Origin of the sequence: Robertmurraya sp., assembly GCF_036676585.1 — a bacterium.
Lineage (GTDB): Bacteria > Bacillota > Bacilli > Bacillales > Cytobacillaceae > Robertmurraya_A.
Map to the genome: position 1 here is coordinate 21,121 of NZ_JAKFCQ010000071.1, position 23,362 is coordinate 44,482.

Sequence of the window (23,362 nt, forward strand, 5' to 3'; positions counted from 1 at the left end):
TCAAAGAACTTTCGAAATTTAGACATACAATTTTCTAATATTACGTCCAGTTGGTCCCCGAATTCGTGATAATGTTAAAGCAAACATAGGCATGAAGGGGGACTAGAATATGGAAGAGCTTTCAGTGACATTAGTTATTGCAAGTATTATGGTTTTAGGTTACTTTATTGGATTTACAATCATAAAAGAATCATAAAAACGGCCTTTTATTACGAAAGGCTGTTTTTTATTTGGGCATAATATGAAAGCCCTCTTCCGGAATGGAAGAGGGCTAAGCCATACCTTATTCAATTGTTGTACTATCTTAAGTTAAATTAGCGTTGGAAAGAACCGCTCATAGATTGTTGAGCCATAGATACTAAACGCTTAGTGATTTCTCCACCTACAGATCCGTTAGCACGTGAAGTAGTTTCGCCACCAAGGTTTACACCAAATTCGCTAGCGATCTCGTACTTCATTTGCTCTAATGCTTGCTCTGCTCCTGGTACTAATAGTTGGTTTGAAGAATTGTTGTTTGCCATGTTGAACACTCTCCTTCAGTTTTTTTGGTGGACTATTTTGGATTGAACCAAATTGATTTTAGTAAATCAAGCTTTCAGCATAGCCCGTTATAAAAGTTTTTGTTGTTGGCGACTTGTTGTCGCTGTGTTTACTCAATATTATGGATGATTTTTTTGATCCTATTCGAAATAAACTACAGGTAATGTTTTCCTGTTCATAATTTCTTTTTGCCTTACATGAACAGGTGATATGCTTCTCAAACTAATAAAAAAACAAAGTAGGGAAGAGAAATGGGAATATGTCCAGTTTGTAACGGGCTTGAAGAAAAATACTTTACTTGCAGTACATGCGGAAGTGAATTAGAGGAAGCAGGAAGGTTAATGGATTTTTTTGATGACTATAGTGCCTATATGCCAATTGACTTAATGAAGCTTGAAGATGGATATCCCGAGGATTATGCTAAGGGACTCTGTCCGCATCTATATAAGTGTCCCTCTTGTTATAACGATGTGGTCCAATTCATACAAGAATAGAAAAAAGGATGCAGCGCGCTCGTGCTGCATCCTAGGTGATTAACGTATTCTTGATTCTGTAGTTACATCGAAGAAATGAGCTTTGTTCAAATCAAATGCTAAATCGATTGATTGACCAGGTTTAATATCTGAACGAGAGTCTACTCTCGCTACAAAATCCTGACCCTCAATGCTTGAATAAAGCATTGTTTCAGCACCAGTTAATTCTGATACATCAATTTTCACATGAATTTTTGTACCTTGAGAAGCTTCGATGAAAACAGGCTCATCATGAATATCTTCCGGACGGATACCGAGAATAATTTCTTTACCAACATACCCTTGTTCACGAAGTACTTTCATTTTTCCTTCTGGGATAGCGATAGAAGTTTTGCCTGCTACAAATTTACCTTCTTCGATTTTTCCTCTTAGGAAGTTCATTGCTGGTGATCCAATAAATCCACCAACGAATACATTTTCAGGCTTTTCGTATACTTCTTTTGGTGCTCCAACTTGCTGAATAACTCCGTCCTTCATAACAACAAGACGAGTAGCCATTGTCATAGCTTCTGTTTGGTCATGCGTTACGTAGATAGTTGTTGTTTGTAAGCGTTGATGAAGCTTCGCAATTTCAGCACGCATTTGAACACGAAGTTTAGCATCAAGATTCGATAATGGCTCATCCATTAAGAATACTTTTGCATCACGGACAATTGCACGACCTAATGCTACACGCTGACGTTGACCACCAGAAAGTGCTTTTGGCTTACGATCAAGGTAAGGTTCTAGACCAAGGATTTTTGCAGCTTCTTGAACACGACGATCAATTTCATCCTTAGGAAACTTACGAAGCTTTAATCCGAAAGCCATATTGTCATATACACTCATATGTGGGTAAAGAGCATAGTTTTGGAATACCATGGCGATATCACGATCTTTTGGTGCAACATCATTTACACGTTTACCATCAATAGAAAAATCACCTTTAGAGATTTCTTCAAGACCAGCAATCATACGTAAAGTTGTTGATTTTCCGCAACCAGATGGTCCAACGAATACGATAAACTCTTTATCTTGAATATGAAGGTTAAAGTCTTCAACAGCAGTTACTTTATTGTCGTAAATTTTGAAAATATGATCTAAAACTAACTCAGCCATAATTAATTCCTCCCAATGATCTGTAATCGTTTTCTTATGTATAGATTACATGATTGGGAGTTCTTGTACTATGTGAATAGTGCACAAAAATAAGGAGAAGGAAATTGGGCAATGTGCTATCTTTGCTTTTGTAATTGGAGTAAGCAAGCGATATAAAGGGTAATGGCACTAGGATAATCTTTTAGATTGACGCCAGCTTTTTCTGTAAACTTGTCTACCCGGTATTGTAAGGTGTTTCGGTGAATGTATAACTTTTTTGCAGTGACACTCGCGTTTAAATTATTTTCTAAATATACTTGAATGGTTGCGAGCGTTTCTGGATCGTCCATTAAAGGCTGAAGAAGTTGTAATTCTATAGCTTTTAAAAGCTCCGCTGGGAGACTGTGCGAAAGCAAAGTTGGGAAAATGTTCTCAAATGTAAAAACTCTTTCCTTCCGCTTCCATTCTAAAGATTGTTTGAAAAATAGACGGTCTTGATGGAATAATTCCTTTAATTCCTCAGTGGCAGAGTGAAACTTTCCAATGAAGAAACTGACACGTAAGTAAAGATCATTTTCAAATGTCTCAGAGATTTCCAAGAAATTTTCTGCCATTAAAAAGCTGTGAGATTCGTGTTCAATAAGTACAGCATGATTTGGACTTTCCCAAAAAATAATAATTTCTTCAGATAAAAAGCCTTTTAATGCAAGTTCTAAATCTTTTTGCTCCCAGTCCTCACCTGAACAATGAAGGTGAATGATTCGAACCCGTCGCTCTTGTTTTTGTAAAGGGACCCCTCCATCTGAAAATAAAAAATTGTACCATCCCTGAGATTGAAACTCTATGACTGGTGGTTCAAAAGAATGGAAAAGGGCATCCAGTAGCTGTTTTTCTTTTGGGTCTAACATGTTTTTTCTAATTCCAACCCAACCGTCTTCGTATTCTTCATAAAACCAGTCATACTCTTTTGTATCTTCAAGTGTAGGCTTTTGATTTAAATATTTACTGTCTTTGAATAAGTGTTGAATTTTTTTTAGCATATGATTGCTCCCAAATCTTTGTATATCTTATTATAACAGGTAAAGCCTGGTATCAATAATTTGGCTTATAATTTCTATTTAAGAAAAGAATACGATATAATCTATTCAATAGGGGATACCGTATCGATAGTTGAGAGGTGAATATATTGGAATACTCACAAGAAATGAAAAACCGGTTAAAACGTCTTGAGGGGCAGGTTCGTGGTGTAATACGTATGATGGAAGAGGAAAAACATTGCAAAGATGTGGTAACTCAGCTATCAGCTGTGCGCTCGGCTGTTGACCGTGCGATGGGATATATTGTAGCAAAAAACTTAGAGGCATGTATTCGTGAAGCAAATGACGAAGGGAAAAACGCCGAGGATGCAATCCAAGAGGCTGTAAATATGATAGTAAAAAGTCGATAGACAAGTAAAAAGACACGCTATGTGATAAATAGTGTGTCTTTTTACTTCTTTTCTATTGTGGAACGGAAAAGCTCGCAAAGCATCTTTACCCGTTTTTCCTCGATCGTTTTTTCATCGAAGCTCATTGGCTTTGAATTAATTTCATAAATAACAAATCTTCCATCTGAAGTTAACCCCAGATCGATGGAGAACTCAGCAAAGAACCCGTATTTCCTATTTAATTCTTTCCCGCAAAGCTCTACTATTTTTTTGATCAAGAGGTCTTGGTCCTGGGTTTGAAATTGTGAATAAGGAAGTAGCTTTCCTCCATTAGGAATATGTGTAGTTACTTGTTGATGGCCTGATTGTCTAACACCTACACCTACAGGGACATGCTTCTCACCTTGGAAAACAGCTAATATTCTAAAATCATACCGTTTCCCTTGATAAAGTTGAGGACTTGCTGCTTGCTGCGCAATATATAATATATTGAGAAATTTATTAGACCATTTTCCCCAGTAATTATGAAAATCAGGGTAAATAGTTTGCTGCCTATTGTTTATGAGCAAAACTTTACCATCTCTTTGTAACTTAATAATATGAATGCCTCTTCCCATTGAAGAATTTGCTTGTTTTATATAAAGAGAGCGATGAGCTAATAGAAATTCCTCTAGTTCTGTTTTGTCTTCGATTTTTATTGTCGGTAAGAAATACTGTTTTAGATCTATATGCTCCTTGAACTGTAAGTAACAATCGTATTTGTTTAAAAAACCTGGATTAAAAAAGGGTATTGATTGTTTTTTAAAGAGAGTTACAGCTTCTTTAAAGGTGGCGGTGTCTTCGTGTTTTCGAAACGGAACCCGGTTGTATACTAGGTTTGGGAAGGGCGCCACTACAGTCTCCCATGTATTATTACTAGGATCATATTTTGCTGCTTTTATTCCATTTCTTAAGATATCATCAGGAGAGAATACAATAGATGTTCCTCCTGTCTTCAATAACTCCTGTTGAATGGATCGGAACAACGGAATATTTCCAACTAGATTCTTATCACCTTTTTTACTGGTTAGAATACCGATAAAAGGATTCATATTCCTAAGAATAAGAGAAGTCATTTAAAGACCTCTCCTGGCTGCTTAATCGCTTGTTCTGATAAAAAGACACCAAATGCTAGTGAAAGTTTACGAGTTAATAGGTCAAACTCCTTCATATCGGGGTGATTAAAGATCGAACGACCTGGTTTTGAATTTGCCTCAAAAAGCCAAACTTTTCCTTCTCGGTCGACTCCTAAATCAAACCCAATTTCTCCAACAATGCCTTCCATATGATTTTCTAATACATGGCTTAGTAGAAGACTAGCTTCGGATAATTTTTGCAGTAGCTTCTTTTGCTCTTCTTTATCCTCAATCACTTCTTCAATTGTTTTTATACAACCACCACTTTTTACATGTGTAGTCACACTTCCAGGTCCAGCTACTTTTGCTGCAACGGCGGTAACCTTCCAACGGCCATTTTCATCTTTATTGGTGTGAACTCGGAAATCGACTGGACAGCGCTCATGGCGTAGTAAGTGTATCCCCTGTTGAACAATAAGATGATTTAGCTTGTTATTCGGAAACGTATGCTTCATTAAAGATTCTAATGTTTCAAACTTTCTAAGACGATTGATTCCATCGGTATCTCGGAACCGACAATAATAATGATTTTGTTCTCGATCATAAAGGACTTGATAAATTCCAAGGCCCAAGCTTCCGTTCATCGGTTTTACATATACATGACCATATAAAGAAAGCATTCTTTCAATCATTGAAAAGGAAGTAAAAGGATGTGTTTCTGGTAATAGAGAAGACACGGCGTCAACCGATTCTAGCCTCTCAAATACTTCTAATTTATTAAAAAAGCCTGGATTATACCAAGGAATTAAATACTCGGATTGCAATCGATCTTTTACTTTCCGTAATGCCGCCTTTTTCTCGCTCCGTCGGTTTGGAAGTCGATCATAGATGACATTTGGGAACGGCAAAATAATGGATTCCCAACCATTCTTGTGATAGATAAGTCCCTCAATCGTTCCTTCCTCCCAATTGATATGCTGTTCACCAAAAACAAAGGGGAGGGCTCCAACAAACTTTTTAACAGATAATAACTTGGAAAAGAACATGGACCTTTCTCCAATCGGCCGCATGGCAAATGGAGTAAAACCAGAGGTGAAAATTCCAATAAGAGGACCAACATGAATGGTCTTTTCTGCAATAAATAGATGGAAGGGAATGTCTAAAGATGGGAATTTAATAGCTTCTGCAATGTCAGGACTAAGAACAAGAGTATTTTTCCCATCTGGGTGTGGATAGCATGTTGCTTGAATCGCAAATGTTCCGAAAGAGATACGAGTTGGAGCATGATGATTAGAAAGCTCAGCCGGAAAGTATACCGTACCTCTTTCAAGATGGTCGCTAATGTCAATTCGATATTGTTTTTTCATGATTCATCAAACTCCTTTTTTGCTCCATCAGGTGTTTTGCATAAAGGATGGGAGCTAACTCTAACACAGCTTTTACTTCTGGTGTGGTGGAAACAACTACTTTTCTTCCCGGCTTTGAATTTACGTCAAGTATCCATAGTGATCCATCCTTCGCGATTCCGATGTCTACACCGATTTCAAATAAAGGACGGAAGGTACCTTCTAAAACATTTGGAAGGAGGGACAAGATATATTGAACTTCTTTTAGAAGAAAAGAAGATGGAGAATTTTCTTTTGACCAGTCCTCGAAGGTATGAATTTTTCCCCCAGCACTAACATTTGAGACGATAGATCCAACAGAACCTTCACGAATACCTTTGCCACGAACAATCCACTTTCCATGTTGATTCTTTTGCAGCAATATCCGAAGGTCAAAAGGATGCCCATCCTTATTGGTTAAATGTTTATAAGGTTGAATGAGAAATGTTTTCTTCTTTAAAAGAGATTGAAGCCAAGTTGAAAATAGTTCTTTTGATTCAAAAGCTCGGCTCACATGTTTCCCTTTTTTATCAGTTTCAACAATATATTGATCTTTTTCTTTTTTTATAAAGTAAATGCCCTTCCCTTGAGAACCATTGATGGGCTTAATAATGGCTGGATTGATATGTGAAAGCGAGTGTATCACTTGATCAGCATGAGCAACTAATGCTGAGTGAAGGAGATAAGGATGGAGCTTTGAATGATTCAAGACATCATAAAGTTCCATTTTGTTTGGAAGACCATAACCTAAAAAGGTTACATCTGTTCGTGTTTTTAACCAGCGTACAATGGAAAGGCAACTTTTGGAATGTGTATCATCACCATAAAAACATCGGTCGTACAGAATATCAGGAAGAGGAAATTCCGCTTCTATCCAACGGGATTCGCTCGGATTGTATTTCTCGCCAACGATAAGTTCTGAGGTTGGCATAATATTCGATGGGACAAATCTAAAGCAGCTGATTCCATAGTTGCTGGCAGCCTGTGCAATTCCACTGAAATAAGAATTTTCATTCCTCAGGTTTAATGTCATGAATCCAAAGGTCAGCATGAGTGTTCTCCTCCAATTCCTTGCTTTTGTACTCGAAAGCGAGTGTTGTACATAATTCCATAATTGCTCTAGTGGAAGGACGGATTTTAACTTCCTGCTCTTCGAAGTTTTTCGAGGGCTTTGAGTTGACCTCAATCAGCCAAAGCTTTCCATCCTGATCAATGCCTATATCTAAACCCAGTTCACCGGTTATGCCATCTGTATTATTACTAATAACAGCTGCAATTTCTCTGGATAACTCTTTCATATGCTCGAGTTGCTGGATCGCCACATTTCTTTCAAAGAGCTCAGTTAACGCTTTAATGGGTTTATATGTTTCGCCACCTCTAGCGATATTGGCTACAAATTGTTTTTCACCTGATATCCTGGCTACTACAGAGGTGACTTTCCATGCATTATAACGATTTTTGTGACATAATACTCTAAAATCAATGTGGCGATTTTTATATAAAAGCAAGGGGATGCCCTGCTGAATAATATAAGTTGAATTTTTTCGGAAGCGTGAAAACCATTTAAAAAATTGCTCAACTTTAGAAAAGGACATGAAATCATCACTTTGTGTTCCAGTTGATACCTTTACGATAAATGAATGACTTTCTTTATATAAATGTAAGATTTTTCGCCCTTGACTGCCGTGAATGGGTTTAATAAACAGGCTCGAATGTTTATTTAATAATTCAAGAAAATTGATTTCCGTATATAGTAATGTTTCTGGGAGATGTGGTTGCAAATGCTCTTCTTGAATTAACAGTTCATGAACATCCCATTTAGATAAGAATCGGTCATTAAAGAATGGAATATTCAATCTTGTCATTTCATTTTTAATGTTATTAAAATAGTCACTTCTTTCCTTTTTTCTTGAATGAATACGGTTATAAACTACATCAGGTGGTGGGAATGTATGTTTTTTCCATCCATCATTATAGTAATAGCCACTGATTTCATCTATTGAAAAATCATCACTTTTAAATACGTAAAAAAGTCCACCTGTTTGCTGTGTATGGTAATGAAGTTCCTCGCAAAATGTATGAACAGACCGAAAATTCGGCTCATGATTCGTTTCCGTACTGTCTGTCATAAGGGCTACAATAGGACCCACTATTAAGGTGTTAGACTCTTCAATAAATATGGTTAAATACTTTGTTGCCTTATTAGGTATTTTAAATTGTGAGACTAGGAATGAAGGTAGGTGTACTTCGTTCTTAGGTAAATCCCTTATTTCGACATAAACTTCGATACACACCTTACCAATCTTTAGAAATATGGTAGGACGTGCTAAAATGTGAAAATAACTTGCTAATGCTCGGCTTATCTGAATACAATTTTCTTTTGTTTGAAACGTTTCGGTAGGAATCACCGTAATAGGTAAGTAAGAAGTAGCCATCACGATACCTCTTTCTATTGACCATGTATATGGGCAAAAGCTGATACGGTATCGTATGAAAAAGCGAAAACATTTGTGAAAATTTTTATGGAAGGTAGATGTTGTATGAATGTAGCAATAACCATAATCTTTATGGTTGTCATTGGAGCAGTGATTGGAGGATTTACTAACTCACTTGCCATTAAAATGCTGTTCCGCCCGTATCGAGCACTTTATATAGGAAAATGGAGAGTGCCGTTTACTCCTGGATTAATTCCTAAGCGAAGAGATGAATTAGCAAAACAAATGGGAAAAATGGTGGTTGACCACCTGCTAACTCCTGAAAGTATCCAAAAGAAATTTTTAAATGAGCAATTCCAAAAGGATATGATTACCGTTGCTCAAACGGAGCTTACTCAACTGTTAAGAAGCGAGCTTACTTTGGCACAAGTCTTTGAGCGGCTAGGCTTTAAGCATATAGAAACAAGTGCATCTGAAAAAATGACCTTATTTATTCATAACAAATACGAAGAAGTGATGCCTCGCTTTAGGGAGAAACCAATAAAGGATGTGCTTCCGAAGGAGCTTCAAGAAAAATTAAGTGAAAAGATCCCTGTTATTAGCGAATATATTCTATTAAAGGGTAAGGATTACTTTAATAGTGCCGAAGGTCAGCTTAGAGTGGAAAAAATGATTAATGATTTTGTCCGTGAACGAAGTGGAATGTTAGGGAATATGCTACAGATGTTCCTTGGGAATGTAAACCTCACAGAAAAAATTCGTCCAGAAATTTTAAAGTTCCTTGAAAATGAGGGAACAAAGGATCTGATAACGACACTCCTTTCAAAAGAATGGGAAAAGCTATTAAATAAGAAAACGGAAGAATTTGAGGAGCAATTAGGAAAAGAGCAATTATTGCAACTGATCAATCAAACCGTAAAAAAACTTGTGAAGATGGATCAACTTATACAAAAACCTATTTCAGAACTGCTTGAAAATAATCGTGAGGACATCATTAATGATTTTGTTCCAGCTGGCTTACGCTTAGTCTTCGACTGGACTACTGGCCGCATGGAGATAATCCTTGAACGATTACATTTAGCAGAAATTGTGAAAGAGCAAGTCGAAACGTTTTCAGTAGAACGGCTGGAGGAAATGGTATTGTCCATTTCTAGAAGTGAATTAACAATGATTACGTACTTAGGAGCATTGTTAGGAGGAGTTATCGGCCTTTTCCAGGGGATTGTTGTTCTATTCATTGGATAGGGATTATTCGCTTTTTATTGAATTGTTTGGTATAGTTGGAAGGATTTCTTGAAAAGGAGTGTATAAATATGGCGGTTAATTTACATGATGCAGCTTATGAATTAGAAAAGGCGATTCGCTCAAGTAATGAATATGCGAGCTTAAAAAGAATCTATGATGAAGTAAACGCTGATCCATCTGCAAAACAAATGTTTGAGAATTTTCGTAACTTACAGCTTGAATTACAGCAAAAGCAAATGATGGGCCAAGAAATTACTCAAGAGGAAGTTGAGCAAGCACAAAAAACAGTAGCACTTGTTCAACAACATGAAAAAATTGCTCAGCTAATGGAAGCTGAACAAAGAATGAGCATGATTATTGGTGAATTAAATCAAATTATTATGAAGCCACTAGAAGAACTCTATGGAGCTATGGGACAATAGCAACTAAAACACTTTATCTATTTGGATAAAGTGTTTTTTCTTTTCGAACAACAAACTCTGCCTTCTGATTGTTCTAATTGCCTCGCTGTTTTCATACATGTGATATAAAGGGAAATGATGAAGGTGGGGGGCACTAACTATGATTTATCGTCTGCTTGCTATAAATATAGACGGAACGCTTCTTCAATCAAACGGTCGAATTCAAAGGTCAACCAAGGAAGCCGTAGAATATGTCCAGGGAAAGGGAATTTATGTTACGTTAGTGACATCTAGAAGCTTTGCATCAGCAAAGAAAGTGGCAAAGGCATTAAAGCTCGATTCCTATTTAGTCACACACAGAGGGGCTTATATCGCAAGCTCGATGGATCAACCGGTATTAGTAAGAAGAATTTCGGAGGATGTCACCTTTGAGCTGGTTCGATTATTAGAAGCCTTTCATTGTCAAATTCGTTTAGTAGATGATCGGTATTCATTGGCCAATCGCTCAAAAGTTAGCAATAATTTACTAGCAAAAACAGTGTTTTCTTCAGGGGATCCTGTCTTTTACTCACAACAATATGTTGATTCATTAAGCGATGCAATTTCAGACGAACCATGTAGTCCACCAAAAATTGAAATTTATTTTGAGAGAAAGGAAGACCTTCAGGACGCAAAGAAAGCTATCTACACGATGTATGATGAAGTGGATACATTGAAGCTTGATGATCTTCGATTAGAAATTGTACCAAAGGGTGTATCAAAGTTAACGGGTCTTTTATACTTAGGAGAAAGACTAGGTGTGAAGCGTTCAGAAATGGTTGTTATTGCCGATGCGATAGATGATATAGATATGATTGAAAAGGTGGGATTAGGTGTTGCCATGGGGAATGCACCCGTTGAAGTAAAAAAGGCAGCAGATTGGGTCACTCGATCAAATAATGAAAATGGAGTCGGATATGTAGTAAAGGAACACTTTCGTAAGCAACAGCCAATTGAGTTCTTAAAGAAAATGAATATTATCAAGTAATTGGAAGGTATGGATCAACGATTGAAAGTTGACCCATACCTTTCATTTTTGTACACTTTTAAGGCAATGAAATAAATTTAACTAAAAGGTGATTGTTTTGCAGATTAATATACATGGATTAATGGAAGAGAAATTCCACCGCCCACTTACTAATATAGCTAACCTATTTTTTGAAGAAACGAAAGTATTCATGGAAAACCATTCGGACCAAGCAGAGTTAACAGTTAATTTTGATTTGCGAGTATCGGATTGGCTTCATGTTCAAGCTGAAATACCAGGTTCCGAACCACTACATGCAAATTATGAAAAAGCCCTCTCAGATGATCTTTCTCAAAAAGAAAAAGAGAGAATGATTAAACATGCGATTTCTTATGTATATTTATCTGTTCTACAAACTTATACAGGAATGACACAGAAATGGGGGATTTTAACAGGGATAAGACCAACGAAACTTCTCCACAAGATGCTGCATGAAGGGATGCCGAAAGAGAAAGCGCACAAAAAGCTTCAAACGGAGTATATGATTTCTGATGAAAAGATTCAATTAATGCAGAACATCATTGATCGTCAATTATCCGTTGTTCCGGACTTGTATCAACTGCAAAATGAAGTGAGCATTTATATTGGTATTCCGTTTTGCCCAACGAAATGTGCCTATTGCACGTTCCCTGCCTATGCTATTAATGGTAGACAAGGATCTGTGAATTCATTTTTAGGTGGCCTGCATTTTGAAATGAAAAAGATCGGACAGTGGTTGAAAGAAAATAACGTGAAAATCACCACTGTATATTATGGTGGTGGAACTCCTACAAGTATTACTGCTGAAGAAATGGACATGCTCTATGAAGAAATGTACGAGTCTTTTCCTGATGTGGCAAATATTCGTGAAGTAACGGTAGAAGCAGGTCGGCCTGATACCATCACACCTGAAAAGCTAGAAGTATTAAAAAAGTGGAATATTGATCGAATAAGTATTAATCCACAATCATATATTCAAGAAACATTAAAAGCGATAGGTCGTCATCACACGGTAGAGGAAACGATTGAGAAATTTAAGCTTGCACGAAAAATGGAAATGAATAATATTAATATGGACTTAATTATTGGTCTGCCTGGAGAAGGTGTGGAGGAGTTTTCTTATACTCTTCAAGAGACTGAGAAGCTTATGCCAGAATCGTTAACTGTTCATACCCTTTCCTTTAAACGTGCTTCCGAGATGACGAAAAATAAAGACAAATACAAGGTTGCGGAACGTAGTGAAATTGAAGAAATGATGGGGCTTGCCGAAAACTGGACGAAAGAACATAATTATGCCCCTTATTATTTGTATAGACAAAAGAATATTCTAGGAAATCTGGAGAATGTAGGATACGCGCTTCCTAATCAAGAGAGCATTTATAATATTATGATTATGGAAGAACAGCAGACAATCATTGGTTTAGGCTGTGGTGCTGCAAGTAAATTTATTGAGCCTTCAACGGGAAAGATTACGCAATTTTCAAATCCTAAGGACCCAAAGACATACAACGACTCATATGAGAAATATACAAATGATAAACTAGAAATACTCACTAGCTTATTCTCAACCCCAAGCTCTTCTATAAAGTAAGGATGCTGGTAAATGTTGTAGCCACGGAAAATTAGTTATCCGTGGCTTTTTTGTATGCTTTGTATATTTGTTCGATATTTAATGGTCGCAGCATTCGGTTTTCCGGTTGATCGATTGGGCGAAATCCGAATTTTTCATACAGGCTGTGTGCATCCCTGGTGGTTAAATGAAAGGCAGCGCCCTTTAGTTTTGGCTCACTAACAATCGTTTCGATTAACCATTTGCTTAATCCCTGACCACGATACTCTTTTATCACAAAAACATCTGCTAAATAAGCAAATCTAACAAAATCAGTTATTACCCGAGCAAAGCCAATTTGCTTGGCTGAAGAGTTTTCTTGAGGATTACCATCAAACAGTCCAAAACATACATTAGAGTTCTCTATGGATTTTTCTACTAAATCGCGAGTCATTCCCTTTCCCCAATAGGATTCGTGACAGATAAATTGTTCAATTACATCAAGATTTAAAAGATCTTTGTTCGTTGTAATAAAAAATTGATTATACGAGTAGGTTGATTTCAAGAAGAACACTCCTTTCCTTCTTAACTATACCGATTTTTGGAATAATTTAAAATAATTAGTTTTTTATCCAATGGAATACCGATATAATAATAGAAGAGAAGTCAGTGGGAGGGGAGAAGGATGAAAACGAATACTGAGTCCAATATAGTGTTAGTAAATGTGAATGGCCGAGTGGCAACGATACAATTGAATCGACCTGAGAGCTTAAATTCACTAAATCTGGAGCTAATCAAGGGATTGACGACAAAATTAAAGGAAATAAGTATTACAGATGATATTGATGTTGTGGTTTTAACTGGAAACGAACGTGCCTTTTCTTCAGGTGGCGATATAAAAATGATGCTACAGGAAACAAATGAAAGCGATTTCTTTAATGTGATGGACAGCATTAGCGAATTGGTAATGACTCTTTATTCGTTACCAAAGCTAACTATTAGTGCTGTATCAGGTTCTGCTGCTGGTCTAGGTCTAAGTATAGCTTTAGCGACAGACTATATTCTAGCTGATGAAAAAAGCAAGCTTGCCATGAATTTTATTGGAATTGGTCTCGTACCTGATGGTGGAGCTCACTTCTTCCTTGAGAAAAAGTTGGGTGAGGATCAAGCAAAACAGCTAATTTGGGAAGGAAAAGTAATGACTGCAAATGAGGCATTACAAAAAGGCCTAATTCATCAGGTAGCTCCTAATTATTTGGATGCATTAAATCATAAGCTGGAGGAGTATTTAAAGAAACCAGTTCAAGCTATGATTAAAACAAAGAAAATATTGGTTGAAAAGAACCGTCCACAATTATTAAAAATTCTTGAGCTTGAGAAATATGCACAGCATAAAATGAGACAAACGGAAGACCACAAAGAAGGAATCCGTGCCTTTGTAGAAAAACGAAAACCTCAGTTTAAAGGGAAGTGAAAAGAAACTCAGCCAATAGTTACTGGCTGAGTTTTATTTTTACATAGGTGAATAGGTTCTTGCAAAATAGAAGTATAAAAAAATGCAACTTTTTCCATTCTCGCACGTAATACCTTATGAAAGAGGAGGGAAGGACATGGTGTTAAAAATTGAAAATATAACGAAGCGTTTTGGAACGTTTACGGCAGTGAACGATCTTTCTTTAACCATACCAGAGAGAGAGATGTTTGGTTTTCTTGGGGCAAATGGAGCAGGGAAGACAACGACTTTTCGGATGATTTTAGGCTTAATGGATAGTAGTGACGGACAAATCACATGGAACGGAAAACCCATTAATTATTCAACGAGCAGATATATTGGGTACTTACCTGAAGAACGTGGACTGTATCCTAAATTAAAAGTAAAGGAACAAATTGTGTACTTGGCAAGGTTAAGAGGAATGGAGAAGGGAGAGGCACAGAAGGAATTAGAAAATTGGCTCGAACGATTTAAAGTTCCTGAATATGCAAACAAAAAGGTTGAAGAGCTTTCTAAGGGAAATCAGCAAAAAATTCAGTTTATCGCAGCCGTTCTACACAAACCAGAATTGCTTATACTAGATGAACCTTTTAGTGGACTTGACCCTGTAAATGTCGAGTTGTTAAAAGAGGCCGTACTGGACTTAAAGAAAAACGGATCAACGATTGTCTTTTCAAGTCACCGAATGGAGCATGTAGAAGAGATGTGTGAACATTTATGTATCATGCATAAAGGAAGCCCTGTTGTACATGGCTCTCTTAGGGATATAAAGAAAAGCTTTGGTAAGAAAAATGTAGTAATTCATGCTGATTTTTCACTCGACTTTTTAAAAGAGTTTCCTGGAGTGATAAAGCACAAAATGACCGCGGAAGGAATTCATCTTCAAATAACGGGGGAAGAAATAGCAGAGAAACTACTTAAGGAAATTGTACCTTACGGGTTTATACGAAAGTTTGCTCTTGAGGAGCCGAGTTTAAATGATATTTTTATCGAGAAGGTAGGTGCCTCGTATGAATAAGTTTTGGATTATCCTGGCTCATACTTACATGAGTAAAGTGAAATCGAAATCATTTATTATTACAACAGCTGTTACTTTAATACTTATTTTAGGTCTTACGAATCTCTCGAACGTGATGGAGTATTTTAATAAAGGAGAATCAGGAGAGGAAATTGCAGTTGTTGATGAGAGTGGAGCACTTTTCTCTCCATTAAAGCAGCAAGTTGAAGCAGTCAATGAAGATATTAAACTAACCAAATTTACCGGGGACGAGGAAGCAGCAAAGGAAGCGATTAGAGAAGGTAAATATGATGGACTACTTCTTGTACGTTTAAACAACGTAAACTTACCTGAAGCAACCTATCATGCAATGACCATTGCTGATACAACCATTGCAAATGAGGTGAAAAATAGCCTTCAGCAATTGAAAACACAGTTAGCCGCCACACAAATGGAACTCTCATCAGAGGAGCTAGCAAAACTGTATGAGCCTGTTGACTTCGAGCAACTAGCATTAGAAAAAAACGCAAAAACAGAGGAAGAACTAAACCAAGCAAGAGGCCTTGTTTATGTACTTTTATTTGTCATCTATTTCTCTGTGATTCTATATGCAAACATGATTGCAATGGAAGTTGCGACGGAAAAATCTTCTCGTGTTATGGAGATACTTATTTCAAGTGTATCCCCAATTAAGCAGATGTTTGCTAAGATTCTTGGTATCGGTTTGTTAAGTATTACACAAATGGCTGTTTTACTTGGTGTAGGTTATGCTTCCATTAAGCAAAATCTTGATACGATGCAAGGGGGATTTTTTAGCTTCTTTGGTTTTGGAGATATACCGTTAGCTACCATTGTATATGCCGTTGTATTCTTTATTTTGGGATACTTCCTATATTCAACTCTTGCTGCCTTTCTTGGGTCACTTGTTAGTAGAATAGAAGATATTCAGCAGATGATTACACCAATGACGATGTTGATTGTTGCTGGTTTTATGATCGCTATGTTTGGATTAGGTCAACCAGAAACACCTTTCATCACAATCTCCTCATATATACCGTTCTTTGCTCCAATGCTAATGTTTATGAGGGTTGGTATGTTATCGTTACCAATATGGGAGCCAATACTAGCAATTGCAATTCTTATCGTCACTATTATTCTTCTAGCAATCTTTGGTGCAAGAGTATATAGAGGTGGCGTATTAATGTATGGACGATCAACTTCTTTTAAAGACATTAAAAAAGCCCTCCAGCTTACAAAGAATGAATAAGCAAGCTTCGATTTTGAAGCTTGTTTTTTTTCATTTAGTAAAGGTATTGAACTTTGAAAATTGTCCAGCTCCAGCGCCCAGCAACTAGTGTACTTCGAGCTTCTCCCTACGATAAGTCAACATCGAATCTCTTACGTTCTTCGTGTTTCCTTTATCTCAGTCGAAGCTCTCCAGTCCATACGTTGCTAAACGGCCGCCTCCGCTTTTCGCTAGAACGTGCATTCGTATTTTTAAGATGCTAAAATATAGAAAAATAGAAATCCAAATGAGGAACGATTATGAAGCGAGTAAAATTTATTCATGCTGCTGATTTGCATTTAGATAGTCCGATGGTGGGGCTGAAGTCTTTGCCTCCAACCATTTTCTCACGCCTAAAGGAAAGTACATTTGTCGCACTTGAAAGAATCGTGAATAAGGCGATTGAGGAAAAAGTCGATTTTGTTATTTTAGCTGGCGACCTATTTGATAGTGAGGATAGAAGTATTAAAGCCCAAACAAGACTTCGTAATGAAATGAAGCGGCTTCAAACTCATGGAATACCTGTATTTGCTATTCATGGAAACCATGATCACCTAGAAGGAAGTTGGGCTCATCTTGATATGCCTGAGAACGTACATATCTTTTCTACAGATGTTGAAAGAAAGGTATATAAAACAGCAAGTGGACTCCATATCCATTTATACGGTTTTAGTTATCCTAGCCGGCATGTTTTTGAAAGAAAAATAGTTGATTATCGGAAAGAGGAAGATGCAGATTTTCATATTGGAATTTTACATGGAAACATCGAAGGAAATCATGATCATGGAAATTATGCCCCTTTTTCATTAAAGGAATTACTTGACAAGGATTTTGATTATTGGGCTCTTGGACATATTCATAAGCGCATGATCCTCTCACAAGATCCTCCAGTCATTTATCCGGGAAATACGCAAGGGCGAAATAGAAAGGAAACAGGGATTAAAGGAGGCTATCTGATTGTGTTAGAGGAAGGGAAGAAGAGTTTTGAGTTCTTTCCTACCTCAGATTGTGTATGGATAGAAAAGGAAATCAATGTAAGTGAAGTAAATGGGTTTGAACAACTTTACTTAACTTGTAAAAGCGTGATTGATGCTGAGAGAGAAAATAAGACAGGAATTCTGCTTAAACTCCATCTAACCAAGCTTTTAAAGGAAATTAATCCAAGTGAAAGAGACATTTTAAATGATTTATTGGAAGCTCTTCAAGAAGATGAAAGAGAAGAGGCTTCCTTTGTTTGGCCATATGCTGTAACTGCTGAAGAACAGTGCATCTGGGATAAGGAGACATTGGCAAATCAAACTGATTTTTATGGGGAGTTATTTCGCCTTTCAGAGGAACCAGTGGAACTTGAAAGAGGTCTAGACTTATTATATCAGCATCCTCAAGCAAGGAAATTTTTGAACCCACTAACCGATGAGGAAAAAAAAGAAATGATACGATATGCGGAGAGTTTTCTAGTGGAACAATTGTTAAAAGAGTAGGAGGTGAAAGACATGATAATTAAAGAAATACAAATTTATGGTTATGGTAAATTAGAAAATGTTACGATTTCTAATCTAAATTCCTTTTCCGTTTTTTATGGAGAAAACGAAGCAGGCAAATCAACGATCATGTCCTTTATACATAGTATGTTGTTTGGGTTTCCAACAAAAGTCCAGGCAGAGCAGAGGTATGAGCCGAAATCAGGAATTAGGTACGGTGGGAAGCTTCTCCTTGAAACAAGCGATAAAGGTCGCATCGTTATTGAACGAACGAAAGGCAAAGCCACAGGTGATGTTACCGTTACTTTAGAGGATGGAACAAGGGGAGGAGAGGATCTCCTTAAAGAGCTTTTATCAAATATGGATAAATCTCTTTACCAATCTATCTTTTCATTTAATCTGCAGGGGCTACAAAATATCCATCAACTGAAAAAAGAGGATTTGGGCAGGTTTTTATTTTCTACGGGTGCTGTCGGTACAGATCGTTTGGTGTCGATAAACTCGACCCTTCAGAAAGAGTTGGATGAAAGGTTTAAACCAAGTGGAAAAAAACCTGTTATTAATGAAAAATTAAAAGAGCTAAAAGAAGTTTATAGTCAGTTAAAGAGTTCAGAAAATAAAAATGAAGGCTATTGGGAGTTGGTACGGCAACGCGATGAGCTAGTGGAGGAAATCTACCAACTAGCTCGAATAGAAGAAGACTTACTGCAAGAGCTACAGCAGCTACAAGAATGGAAAAAGCTTGAACCAGTTGTAAAAGAGTTTGAATATGTAAAAGAGAAAATAAAGGAAAAACCTCCTATTAAGTTTCCTGTAGATGGCATAAAAAGACTAGATCAAATCATTCAATGGATGAAGCCGTTGGAAGCTCAAAAAGAAAGGCTAGATAGGAAAATTCTAGAGCTTAATGAGGAGATAAGTAATTCTCAACCAAATCTCGAACTTTTAGGAAAGGAAGTAGACATTCAAGAAGCGTTGGACAGACTTCCTTTACTTGAAACGCTCAGTGAGGAAGAAAAAAGTTTGCGCATTCAGCTTGAACATCTTCAGAGACAGAAAAGAGAGATGCTGGACAAATTACATATTCCTCTAAACGATGATACACTCTTGAATATTGATACAAGTATGTTTATGAAGGAACGTGTGAACGTAGCGCATAAAAAACAATGGAAGCTCAATGAAAAGAAAGAAGAACTTGATGCGTTATTTGAGCAAGAAAAGTTGGATTTAGAGTTACTTGAGAAAAGAATAGCATCTTGTAAGAGTGAGTTACTTTCGGAGAAGGAATTTCGTGAGCTTGAGGAAAAGGTAAAGCACTCAAGTCCATCTAGCTTAAAAAGTGAGCTATTACAAGTGAAACAAACAATCAATATGTTAATGGGATATGAAGAGGAGGCAAATAAGGAATCGAAGAATCGTTTCTTTCAATTACTGACATTTACATTCGTATGTATATTCCTTGGTGTGTTTGGTCTTCTGAAATCAGAATCTTTATTAATTCTTATTAGTATCAGTCTTTTTCTTATTGTGTTGTTTTCTTCACTTTTCACGAAAACGAAGAAAACAAAGAAAAATGTTCGAACGCAATTAGAAGAATTAATAAAAAAGGAAAAAGAACTAGATGTACAAATGCAAGCATTAAATACTGAGAAATTTCACGAGTATAGCGGTCGATTGGAAAAGGAGAAACAAAAAGCGGAAGAGTTTAAAATCCTTAACGTTAAATGGGAACAACAAAATAACCATTATGAACGAATTATTTCAGAGTTTGAAAAATGGGAAACTGAGTCCGCAGAAATGGAATCTGAACTGAAATCAATTGCGCAAAAACTATGTTTATCAGAAGAAGTCACAAAGTCATATTTAGTAGACGCATTTGACCTCTTAGAACGTATCAAACGCATAATTCATGAGCAAAACGCCCTTCAATTACAAATAGATAAAAAGATGGACGCCATTCAAAGGATTTCAAATCGTATCGAAGAACTCGGAAGGATATTTATAAAAAAACATATACCATTGTCACAACTTGCAATGGAACTAAGAAATCGATTAAGAGAAGAACAGCAAAAGTATATAATATTCAGTGGAAAAAACGAAAAACTCGAAGAAAGTACAGATGAGCTTGAGAGGGTCCAAACTGAGCTGAAACAGTTTGTTACTGAAATGAAAGAGTTATTTGTTTTAGCTGAAGTAAACAGTGAAGAGGAGTACCGTAGTGCAGGTCTTGAAATGGACAAACAAACGGAGGAAAGAAATAAAGTAGAAGAACTTCAAAAGCAAATCGCTTTTTCATCTTTAACAAAGGAAGTAATCGAAAAATTGATCAAGATTACTGATATTGAACAAGCGATAAAAGAAAAGAGTGCTGAAATTGAGAATAATCATAAAGGACGTGAGGAAGCTCTAAAGACTCTTTCTGAAACAAAACACCAAATTTCAATTCTAGAAGAAGGAGGAAAATATTCAGAACTCCTTCATAAGTATACGCAATTGAAAGCGGAGCTAGAGGATGAAGCAAAAGACTGGGCACGCATTGCTCTAGCAAAAGAGCTATTGAACAAAACCATGAGGGTATTTAATGAAGAAAAGCTGCCGGCCGTTTTAGGAAAAGCCGAGGAATACTTATCATTTTTAACAGATGGCAACTATCAACGCATTGTTCCAAAAGAGAATGAAAGTGGGTTTCATATTCATCGCAAAGATTATTCTGTATTCGAAGCAAATGAACTAAGTCAAGCGACAATGGAGCAGGTGTATGTTGCGATAAGACTTGCCCTTGTGACGACCATTTATAAAAAGAGACCCTTCCCTATTATGATTGATGATAGCTTTGTAAACTTTGATCACGTTCGAACGAGTCGTGTTCTTCAATTATTAAAGAAAATAACGAATAACCAAGTTTTATTTTTCACTTGCCACCGTCATTTATTGAAGGATTTACAAAATAGCCATATCATCCGTCTCGATGAAAATCCTGTTCCTCAGTTGAAGTGAGGACGGGATTACTTTTACAGCCGAAAGAATTACCATCATCTCCGTCTATGAATATTGACTTCTATGATGATTAATTATGCTATACTAGAATCATAGAAAGGGGCGTATTTAATGTCAAAAGGTATCCTTGATTATGAAGTAGGAGAAGCTATTGAACAGTTTCTACTAATAAAAAATTCTGTAAAAGGGATCGCTAGTAATGGTAAGCCCTTTTTAACGATTATTTTCCAAGATCAAAGTGGTGAAATAGAAGCGAAACTTTGGGATGCATCTGATGAAGATGAGAAAATATATGCAGCACAAAAAATAGTGAGAATCGTTGGGGAAATACAGAACTACCGTGGACGTAATCAATTAAAGCTAAGACAAATCCGACCTGCAGCTCCCACAGATTCTGTGAAGTTAGCTGACTTCCTCGAAACAGCACCTGTTAGTAAGGATGAAATGTCTAGTAAAATTACACAATATATTTTTGAAATGAAAAACCCTAATATCCAAAGAATTACAAGGCATTTATTAAAGAAACATTTGAATGAGTTTTTAGAGTATCCAGCTGCAACAAAAAACCACCATGAGTTTGTTTCAGGACTAGCTTACCATGTAGTTAGTATGCTTGACTTAGCTAAGGCAATAGCTGAGCTATACCCTAGCTTGGATAAAGATTTATTATACGCTGGAATCATTCTTCATGACTTAGGGAAAGTAACGGAACTATCTGGACCGATTTCGACTTCATATACCGTCGAAGGCAATCTTTTAGGTCATATCTCTATTATGGTGAACGAAATTGGTAAAGCGGCAGATGAGCTTCATATTGCTGGTGAAGAAGTCGTTATCCTCCAGCATCTTGTATTGAGCCATCATGGGAAGGCTGAGTGGGGGAGTCCAAAACCACCATTAATTAAAGAAGCAGAAATACTTCATTATATTGATAATTTAGATGCAAAAATGAATATGCTAGACCGTGCATTAGAGAGAGTGAAACCTGGTGAGTTTACCGAAAGAATTTTCCCTCTAGAGCAAAGGTCATTTTATAAGCCAACGTTTCATAAATAATACCTTGCGAAAAATGCTCTTAATGGGCATTTTTTTGTTTTTTATCTCATATGGTTTATAAAGACTTGGACAACCATTAAAGAAAAAGGAGGACGTTCTATGATACCGATTTGGGTTTACTTTGTAGTTGCTGGTATTTTTATAAGTGCAATGATGGCACTTCGTACTGGGAGGAAAGAAAGAGAGGAAGAAATGCAAAGTATCGAACGAGAAGGAGAAATTTATATGAAGAGGGTTGAGAGAGCCAGAGAAGGCCGCTCTGCTCAATAAAAAAGGTTCCAGATATTCTGGAACCCTTTTTACTTAGAAGGCTACTATTAGCCTTGTGTTGTTGTTTCTTCACTGTCCAATGCTTTTTCTAAATCTTTATCTTTGATTTCTACTTTTGCATCCTTAAGTTCACGTTCCATTGCTTCAGTAATCGATGCTTCGTCTAGCTTGGACACTTTTACTTGATGTTCAATTTCAGCTTTCATATCTTCATATGATTGCTTTTCTTTCTTCTCAGTTACCTGGATAATATGGTAGCCATGTTCTGTTTTTACAGGATCACTGATTTTGTTGACTTCAAGTGCATAGGCAGCCTCTTCAAACTCAGCAACCATTTGTCCAGCTCCGAACCAGCCAAGGTCTCCACCGTTTGCTGCAGAAGCTGTATCTGTTGAGAATTCTTTTGCAACATCTTCAAATTTTTCTCCAGCATCAAGCTTGCTTTTAACTTCTTTTGCTTTTGCCTCATCTTCAACTAAAATATGACGAGCTTTGATTTGTGGCTTATAGTTTTCGTAGTATTTCTTCATTTCTTCTTCTGTAGCCTCAATATCCTTCACAGCAGCTTTTTCTTGTAGCATACCAATTCTAAACGTTTCACGAAGGTCTTCTTCGCTATCGTATCCATATTGAGATAAAGCAACTTCAAAATTGTCTCCTAGTTGTTCTTTTAATTCAGCAATTTTTTCATCTAACTCTTCATCGCTTACTTCATAGTTGTCAGAAAGAACTCTTTCATAAACAAGCTCACGTAAAGTAGCTTCTCCGTATTTTTCTTTCATTGCCTCGTAAAGCTCGTCCTTCGTAATATCCCCTGCAGACGTTTCTACAACCGATGCAGAATCATTGGCATTGTTACAGGCAGTTAACGTAACGATACCAGCAATGACTGATAGGGATAACATCCATTTTTTCATCTTGAACACTCCTACAAAATTATTTCGTATCATTCGGTCACAAACATTACTATACCATACCTTATGGGAAGAGCAAAAAAAAATATCTGTTCCACAATGGTAAATCTTCAAAAATA

The 23,362-nt window shown here is 36.8% G+C and carries 22 protein-coding genes; 13 read left to right on the forward strand and 9 right to left on the reverse strand.

All coding sequences use genetic code 11. The features are described 5' to 3' along the window. Positions 1–314: 314 nt before the first annotated feature. Entirely contained in the window at positions 315–521 is a 207-nt protein-coding gene (locus ACGLXV_RS09780; protein WP_066058898.1) for an alpha/beta-type small acid-soluble spore protein, read from the reverse strand. Positions 522–791: 270 nt separating this feature from the next. Between ACGLXV_RS09780 and ACGLXV_RS09785 the strand changes: the two genes are divergently transcribed. Further along, positions 792–1,034, forward strand: coding sequence for a hypothetical protein (locus ACGLXV_RS09785; RefSeq protein ID WP_391558427.1), 243 nt, complete (start codon positions 792–794; stop codon positions 1,032–1,034). A gap of 39 nt (positions 1,035–1,073) precedes the next feature. Here the strand turns inward: ACGLXV_RS09785 and ACGLXV_RS09790 are convergent, their stop codons facing one another. Both ACGLXV_RS09790 and ACGLXV_RS09795 read right to left on the reverse strand, forming a co-directional pair. Next, complete coding sequence (locus ACGLXV_RS09790; RefSeq protein WP_119707104.1) at positions 1,074–2,171, reverse strand: ABC transporter ATP-binding protein; 1,098 nt, start codon at positions 2,169–2,171, stop codon at positions 1,074–1,076. A gap of 116 nt (positions 2,172–2,287) precedes the next feature. After that, entirely contained in the window at positions 2,288–3,190 is a 903-nt protein-coding gene (locus ACGLXV_RS09795) for a PucR family transcriptional regulator (protein ID WP_391558428.1), read from the reverse strand. 146 nt (positions 3,191–3,336) lie between these two features. Here ACGLXV_RS09795 and ACGLXV_RS09800 point away from each other — a divergent pair, with 146 nt between their 5' ends. Continuing rightward, the gene (locus ACGLXV_RS09800) at positions 3,337–3,597 is read left to right on the forward strand and encodes a metal-sensitive transcriptional regulator (protein WP_119707106.1); all 261 of its coding nucleotides are present in this window, start codon (positions 3,337–3,339) and stop codon (positions 3,595–3,597) included. 41 nt (positions 3,598–3,638) lie between these two features. Here ACGLXV_RS09800 and ACGLXV_RS09805 read toward each other — a convergent pair whose 3' ends face one another. The 4 genes from ACGLXV_RS09805 to ACGLXV_RS09820 are packed head-to-tail and all read right to left on the reverse strand — an operon-like array spanning position 3,639 to position 8,511. Continuing rightward, positions 3,639–4,691: a YheC/YheD family endospore coat-associated protein gene (locus ACGLXV_RS09805; RefSeq protein ID WP_391558429.1), complete on the reverse strand. Its 1,053-nt coding sequence runs from the start codon at positions 4,689–4,691 to the stop codon at positions 3,639–3,641. Further along, positions 4,688–6,058: a YheC/YheD family endospore coat-associated protein gene (locus ACGLXV_RS09810; RefSeq protein ID WP_391558430.1), complete on the reverse strand. Its 1,371-nt coding sequence runs from the start codon at positions 6,056–6,058 to the stop codon at positions 4,688–4,690. The genes ACGLXV_RS09805 and ACGLXV_RS09810 overlap by 4 nt, the downstream gene beginning before the upstream one ends. Further along, on the reverse strand, positions 6,036–7,127 hold the full coding sequence (locus ACGLXV_RS09815; RefSeq protein WP_391558431.1) for a YheC/YheD family endospore coat-associated protein: 1,092 nt from the start codon (positions 7,125–7,127) through the stop codon (positions 6,036–6,038). Before ACGLXV_RS09815 ends, ACGLXV_RS09810 begins: the two co-directional genes overlap by 23 nt. Continuing rightward, positions 7,087–8,511 carry a YheC/YheD family endospore coat-associated protein gene (locus ACGLXV_RS09820; protein ID WP_391558432.1) on the reverse strand — a complete coding sequence of 475 codons (1,425 nt, stop codon included), beginning with the start codon at positions 8,509–8,511 and terminating at the stop codon, positions 7,087–7,089. Before ACGLXV_RS09820 ends, ACGLXV_RS09815 begins: the two co-directional genes overlap by 41 nt. A 105-nt stretch (positions 8,512–8,616) precedes the next feature. Here ACGLXV_RS09820 and ACGLXV_RS09825 point away from each other — a divergent pair, with 105 nt between their 5' ends. The 4 genes from ACGLXV_RS09825 to ACGLXV_RS09840 all read left to right on the forward strand — a co-directional run bounded on the left by ACGLXV_RS09825 (position 8,617) and on the right by ACGLXV_RS09840 (position 12,793). Then, a complete protein-coding gene (locus ACGLXV_RS09825) occupies positions 8,617–9,756 on the forward strand; it encodes a DUF445 domain-containing protein (RefSeq protein ID WP_391558433.1) in 1,140 nt (379 codons plus the stop codon). Between the two features lie 68 nt (positions 9,757–9,824). Further along, positions 9,825–10,178: a YlbF/YmcA family competence regulator gene (locus ACGLXV_RS09830; protein WP_119707111.1), complete on the forward strand. Its 354-nt coding sequence runs from the start codon at positions 9,825–9,827 to the stop codon at positions 10,176–10,178. A 139-nt stretch (positions 10,179–10,317) separates the two neighbouring features. Next, positions 10,318–11,184 (forward strand): Cof-type HAD-IIB family hydrolase, encoded by an 867-nt coding sequence (locus ACGLXV_RS09835; RefSeq protein ID WP_391558434.1) that lies wholly within the window; start codon positions 10,318–10,320, stop codon positions 11,182–11,184. Positions 11,185–11,281: 97 nt separating this feature from the next. After that, entirely contained in the window at positions 11,282–12,793 is a 1,512-nt protein-coding gene (locus ACGLXV_RS09840) for a coproporphyrinogen III oxidase (RefSeq protein ID WP_391558435.1), read from the forward strand. A 31-nt stretch (positions 12,794–12,824) separates the two neighbouring features. Here ACGLXV_RS09840 and ACGLXV_RS09845 read toward each other — a convergent pair whose 3' ends face one another. Then, positions 12,825–13,316 (reverse strand): GNAT family N-acetyltransferase, encoded by a 492-nt coding sequence (locus ACGLXV_RS09845; RefSeq protein ID WP_391558436.1) that lies wholly within the window; start codon positions 13,314–13,316, stop codon positions 12,825–12,827. 120 nt (positions 13,317–13,436) lie between these two features. Here ACGLXV_RS09845 and ACGLXV_RS09850 point away from each other — a divergent pair, with 120 nt between their 5' ends. The 7 genes from ACGLXV_RS09850 to ACGLXV_RS09880 all read left to right on the forward strand — a co-directional run bounded on the left by ACGLXV_RS09850 (position 13,437) and on the right by ACGLXV_RS09880 (position 22,329). Continuing rightward, on the forward strand, positions 13,437–14,225 hold the full coding sequence (locus ACGLXV_RS09850) for an enoyl-CoA hydratase (protein WP_391558437.1): 789 nt from the start codon (positions 13,437–13,439) through the stop codon (positions 14,223–14,225). A 136-nt stretch (positions 14,226–14,361) separates the two neighbouring features. Next, complete coding sequence (locus tag ACGLXV_RS09855) at positions 14,362–15,261, forward strand: ABC transporter ATP-binding protein (protein ID WP_391558438.1); 900 nt, start codon at positions 14,362–14,364, stop codon at positions 15,259–15,261. Then, complete coding sequence (locus tag ACGLXV_RS09860; protein WP_391558439.1) at positions 15,254–16,507, forward strand: ABC transporter permease; 1,254 nt, start codon at positions 15,254–15,256, stop codon at positions 16,505–16,507. The genes ACGLXV_RS09855 and ACGLXV_RS09860 overlap by 8 nt, the downstream gene beginning before the upstream one ends. A 278-nt stretch (positions 16,508–16,785) precedes the next feature. Beyond that, entirely contained in the window at positions 16,786–18,006 is a 1,221-nt protein-coding gene (locus ACGLXV_RS09865; protein ID WP_391558440.1) for a metallophosphoesterase family protein, read from the forward strand. Positions 18,007–18,018: 12 nt separating this feature from the next. Beyond that, a complete protein-coding gene (locus ACGLXV_RS09870; protein WP_391558441.1) occupies positions 18,019–21,003 on the forward strand; it encodes an ATP-binding protein in 2,985 nt (994 codons plus the stop codon). Between the two features lie 111 nt (positions 21,004–21,114). Then, positions 21,115–22,059, forward strand: a complete 945-nt coding sequence (gene yhaM, locus ACGLXV_RS09875; RefSeq protein WP_119707119.1) for a 3'-5' exoribonuclease YhaM — start codon at positions 21,115–21,117, stop codon at positions 22,057–22,059. A gap of 99 nt (positions 22,060–22,158) precedes the next feature. Next, entirely contained in the window at positions 22,159–22,329 is a 171-nt protein-coding gene (locus ACGLXV_RS09880; protein WP_119707120.1) for a sporulation YhaL family protein, read from the forward strand. Between the two features lie 47 nt (positions 22,330–22,376). On the opposite strand, the gene ACGLXV_RS09885 is transcribed toward ACGLXV_RS09880, so the two are convergent. Further along, on the reverse strand, positions 22,377–23,246 hold the full coding sequence (locus ACGLXV_RS09885; protein WP_391558442.1) for a peptidylprolyl isomerase: 870 nt from the start codon (positions 23,244–23,246) through the stop codon (positions 22,377–22,379). Positions 23,247–23,362: the final 116 nt, after the last annotated feature.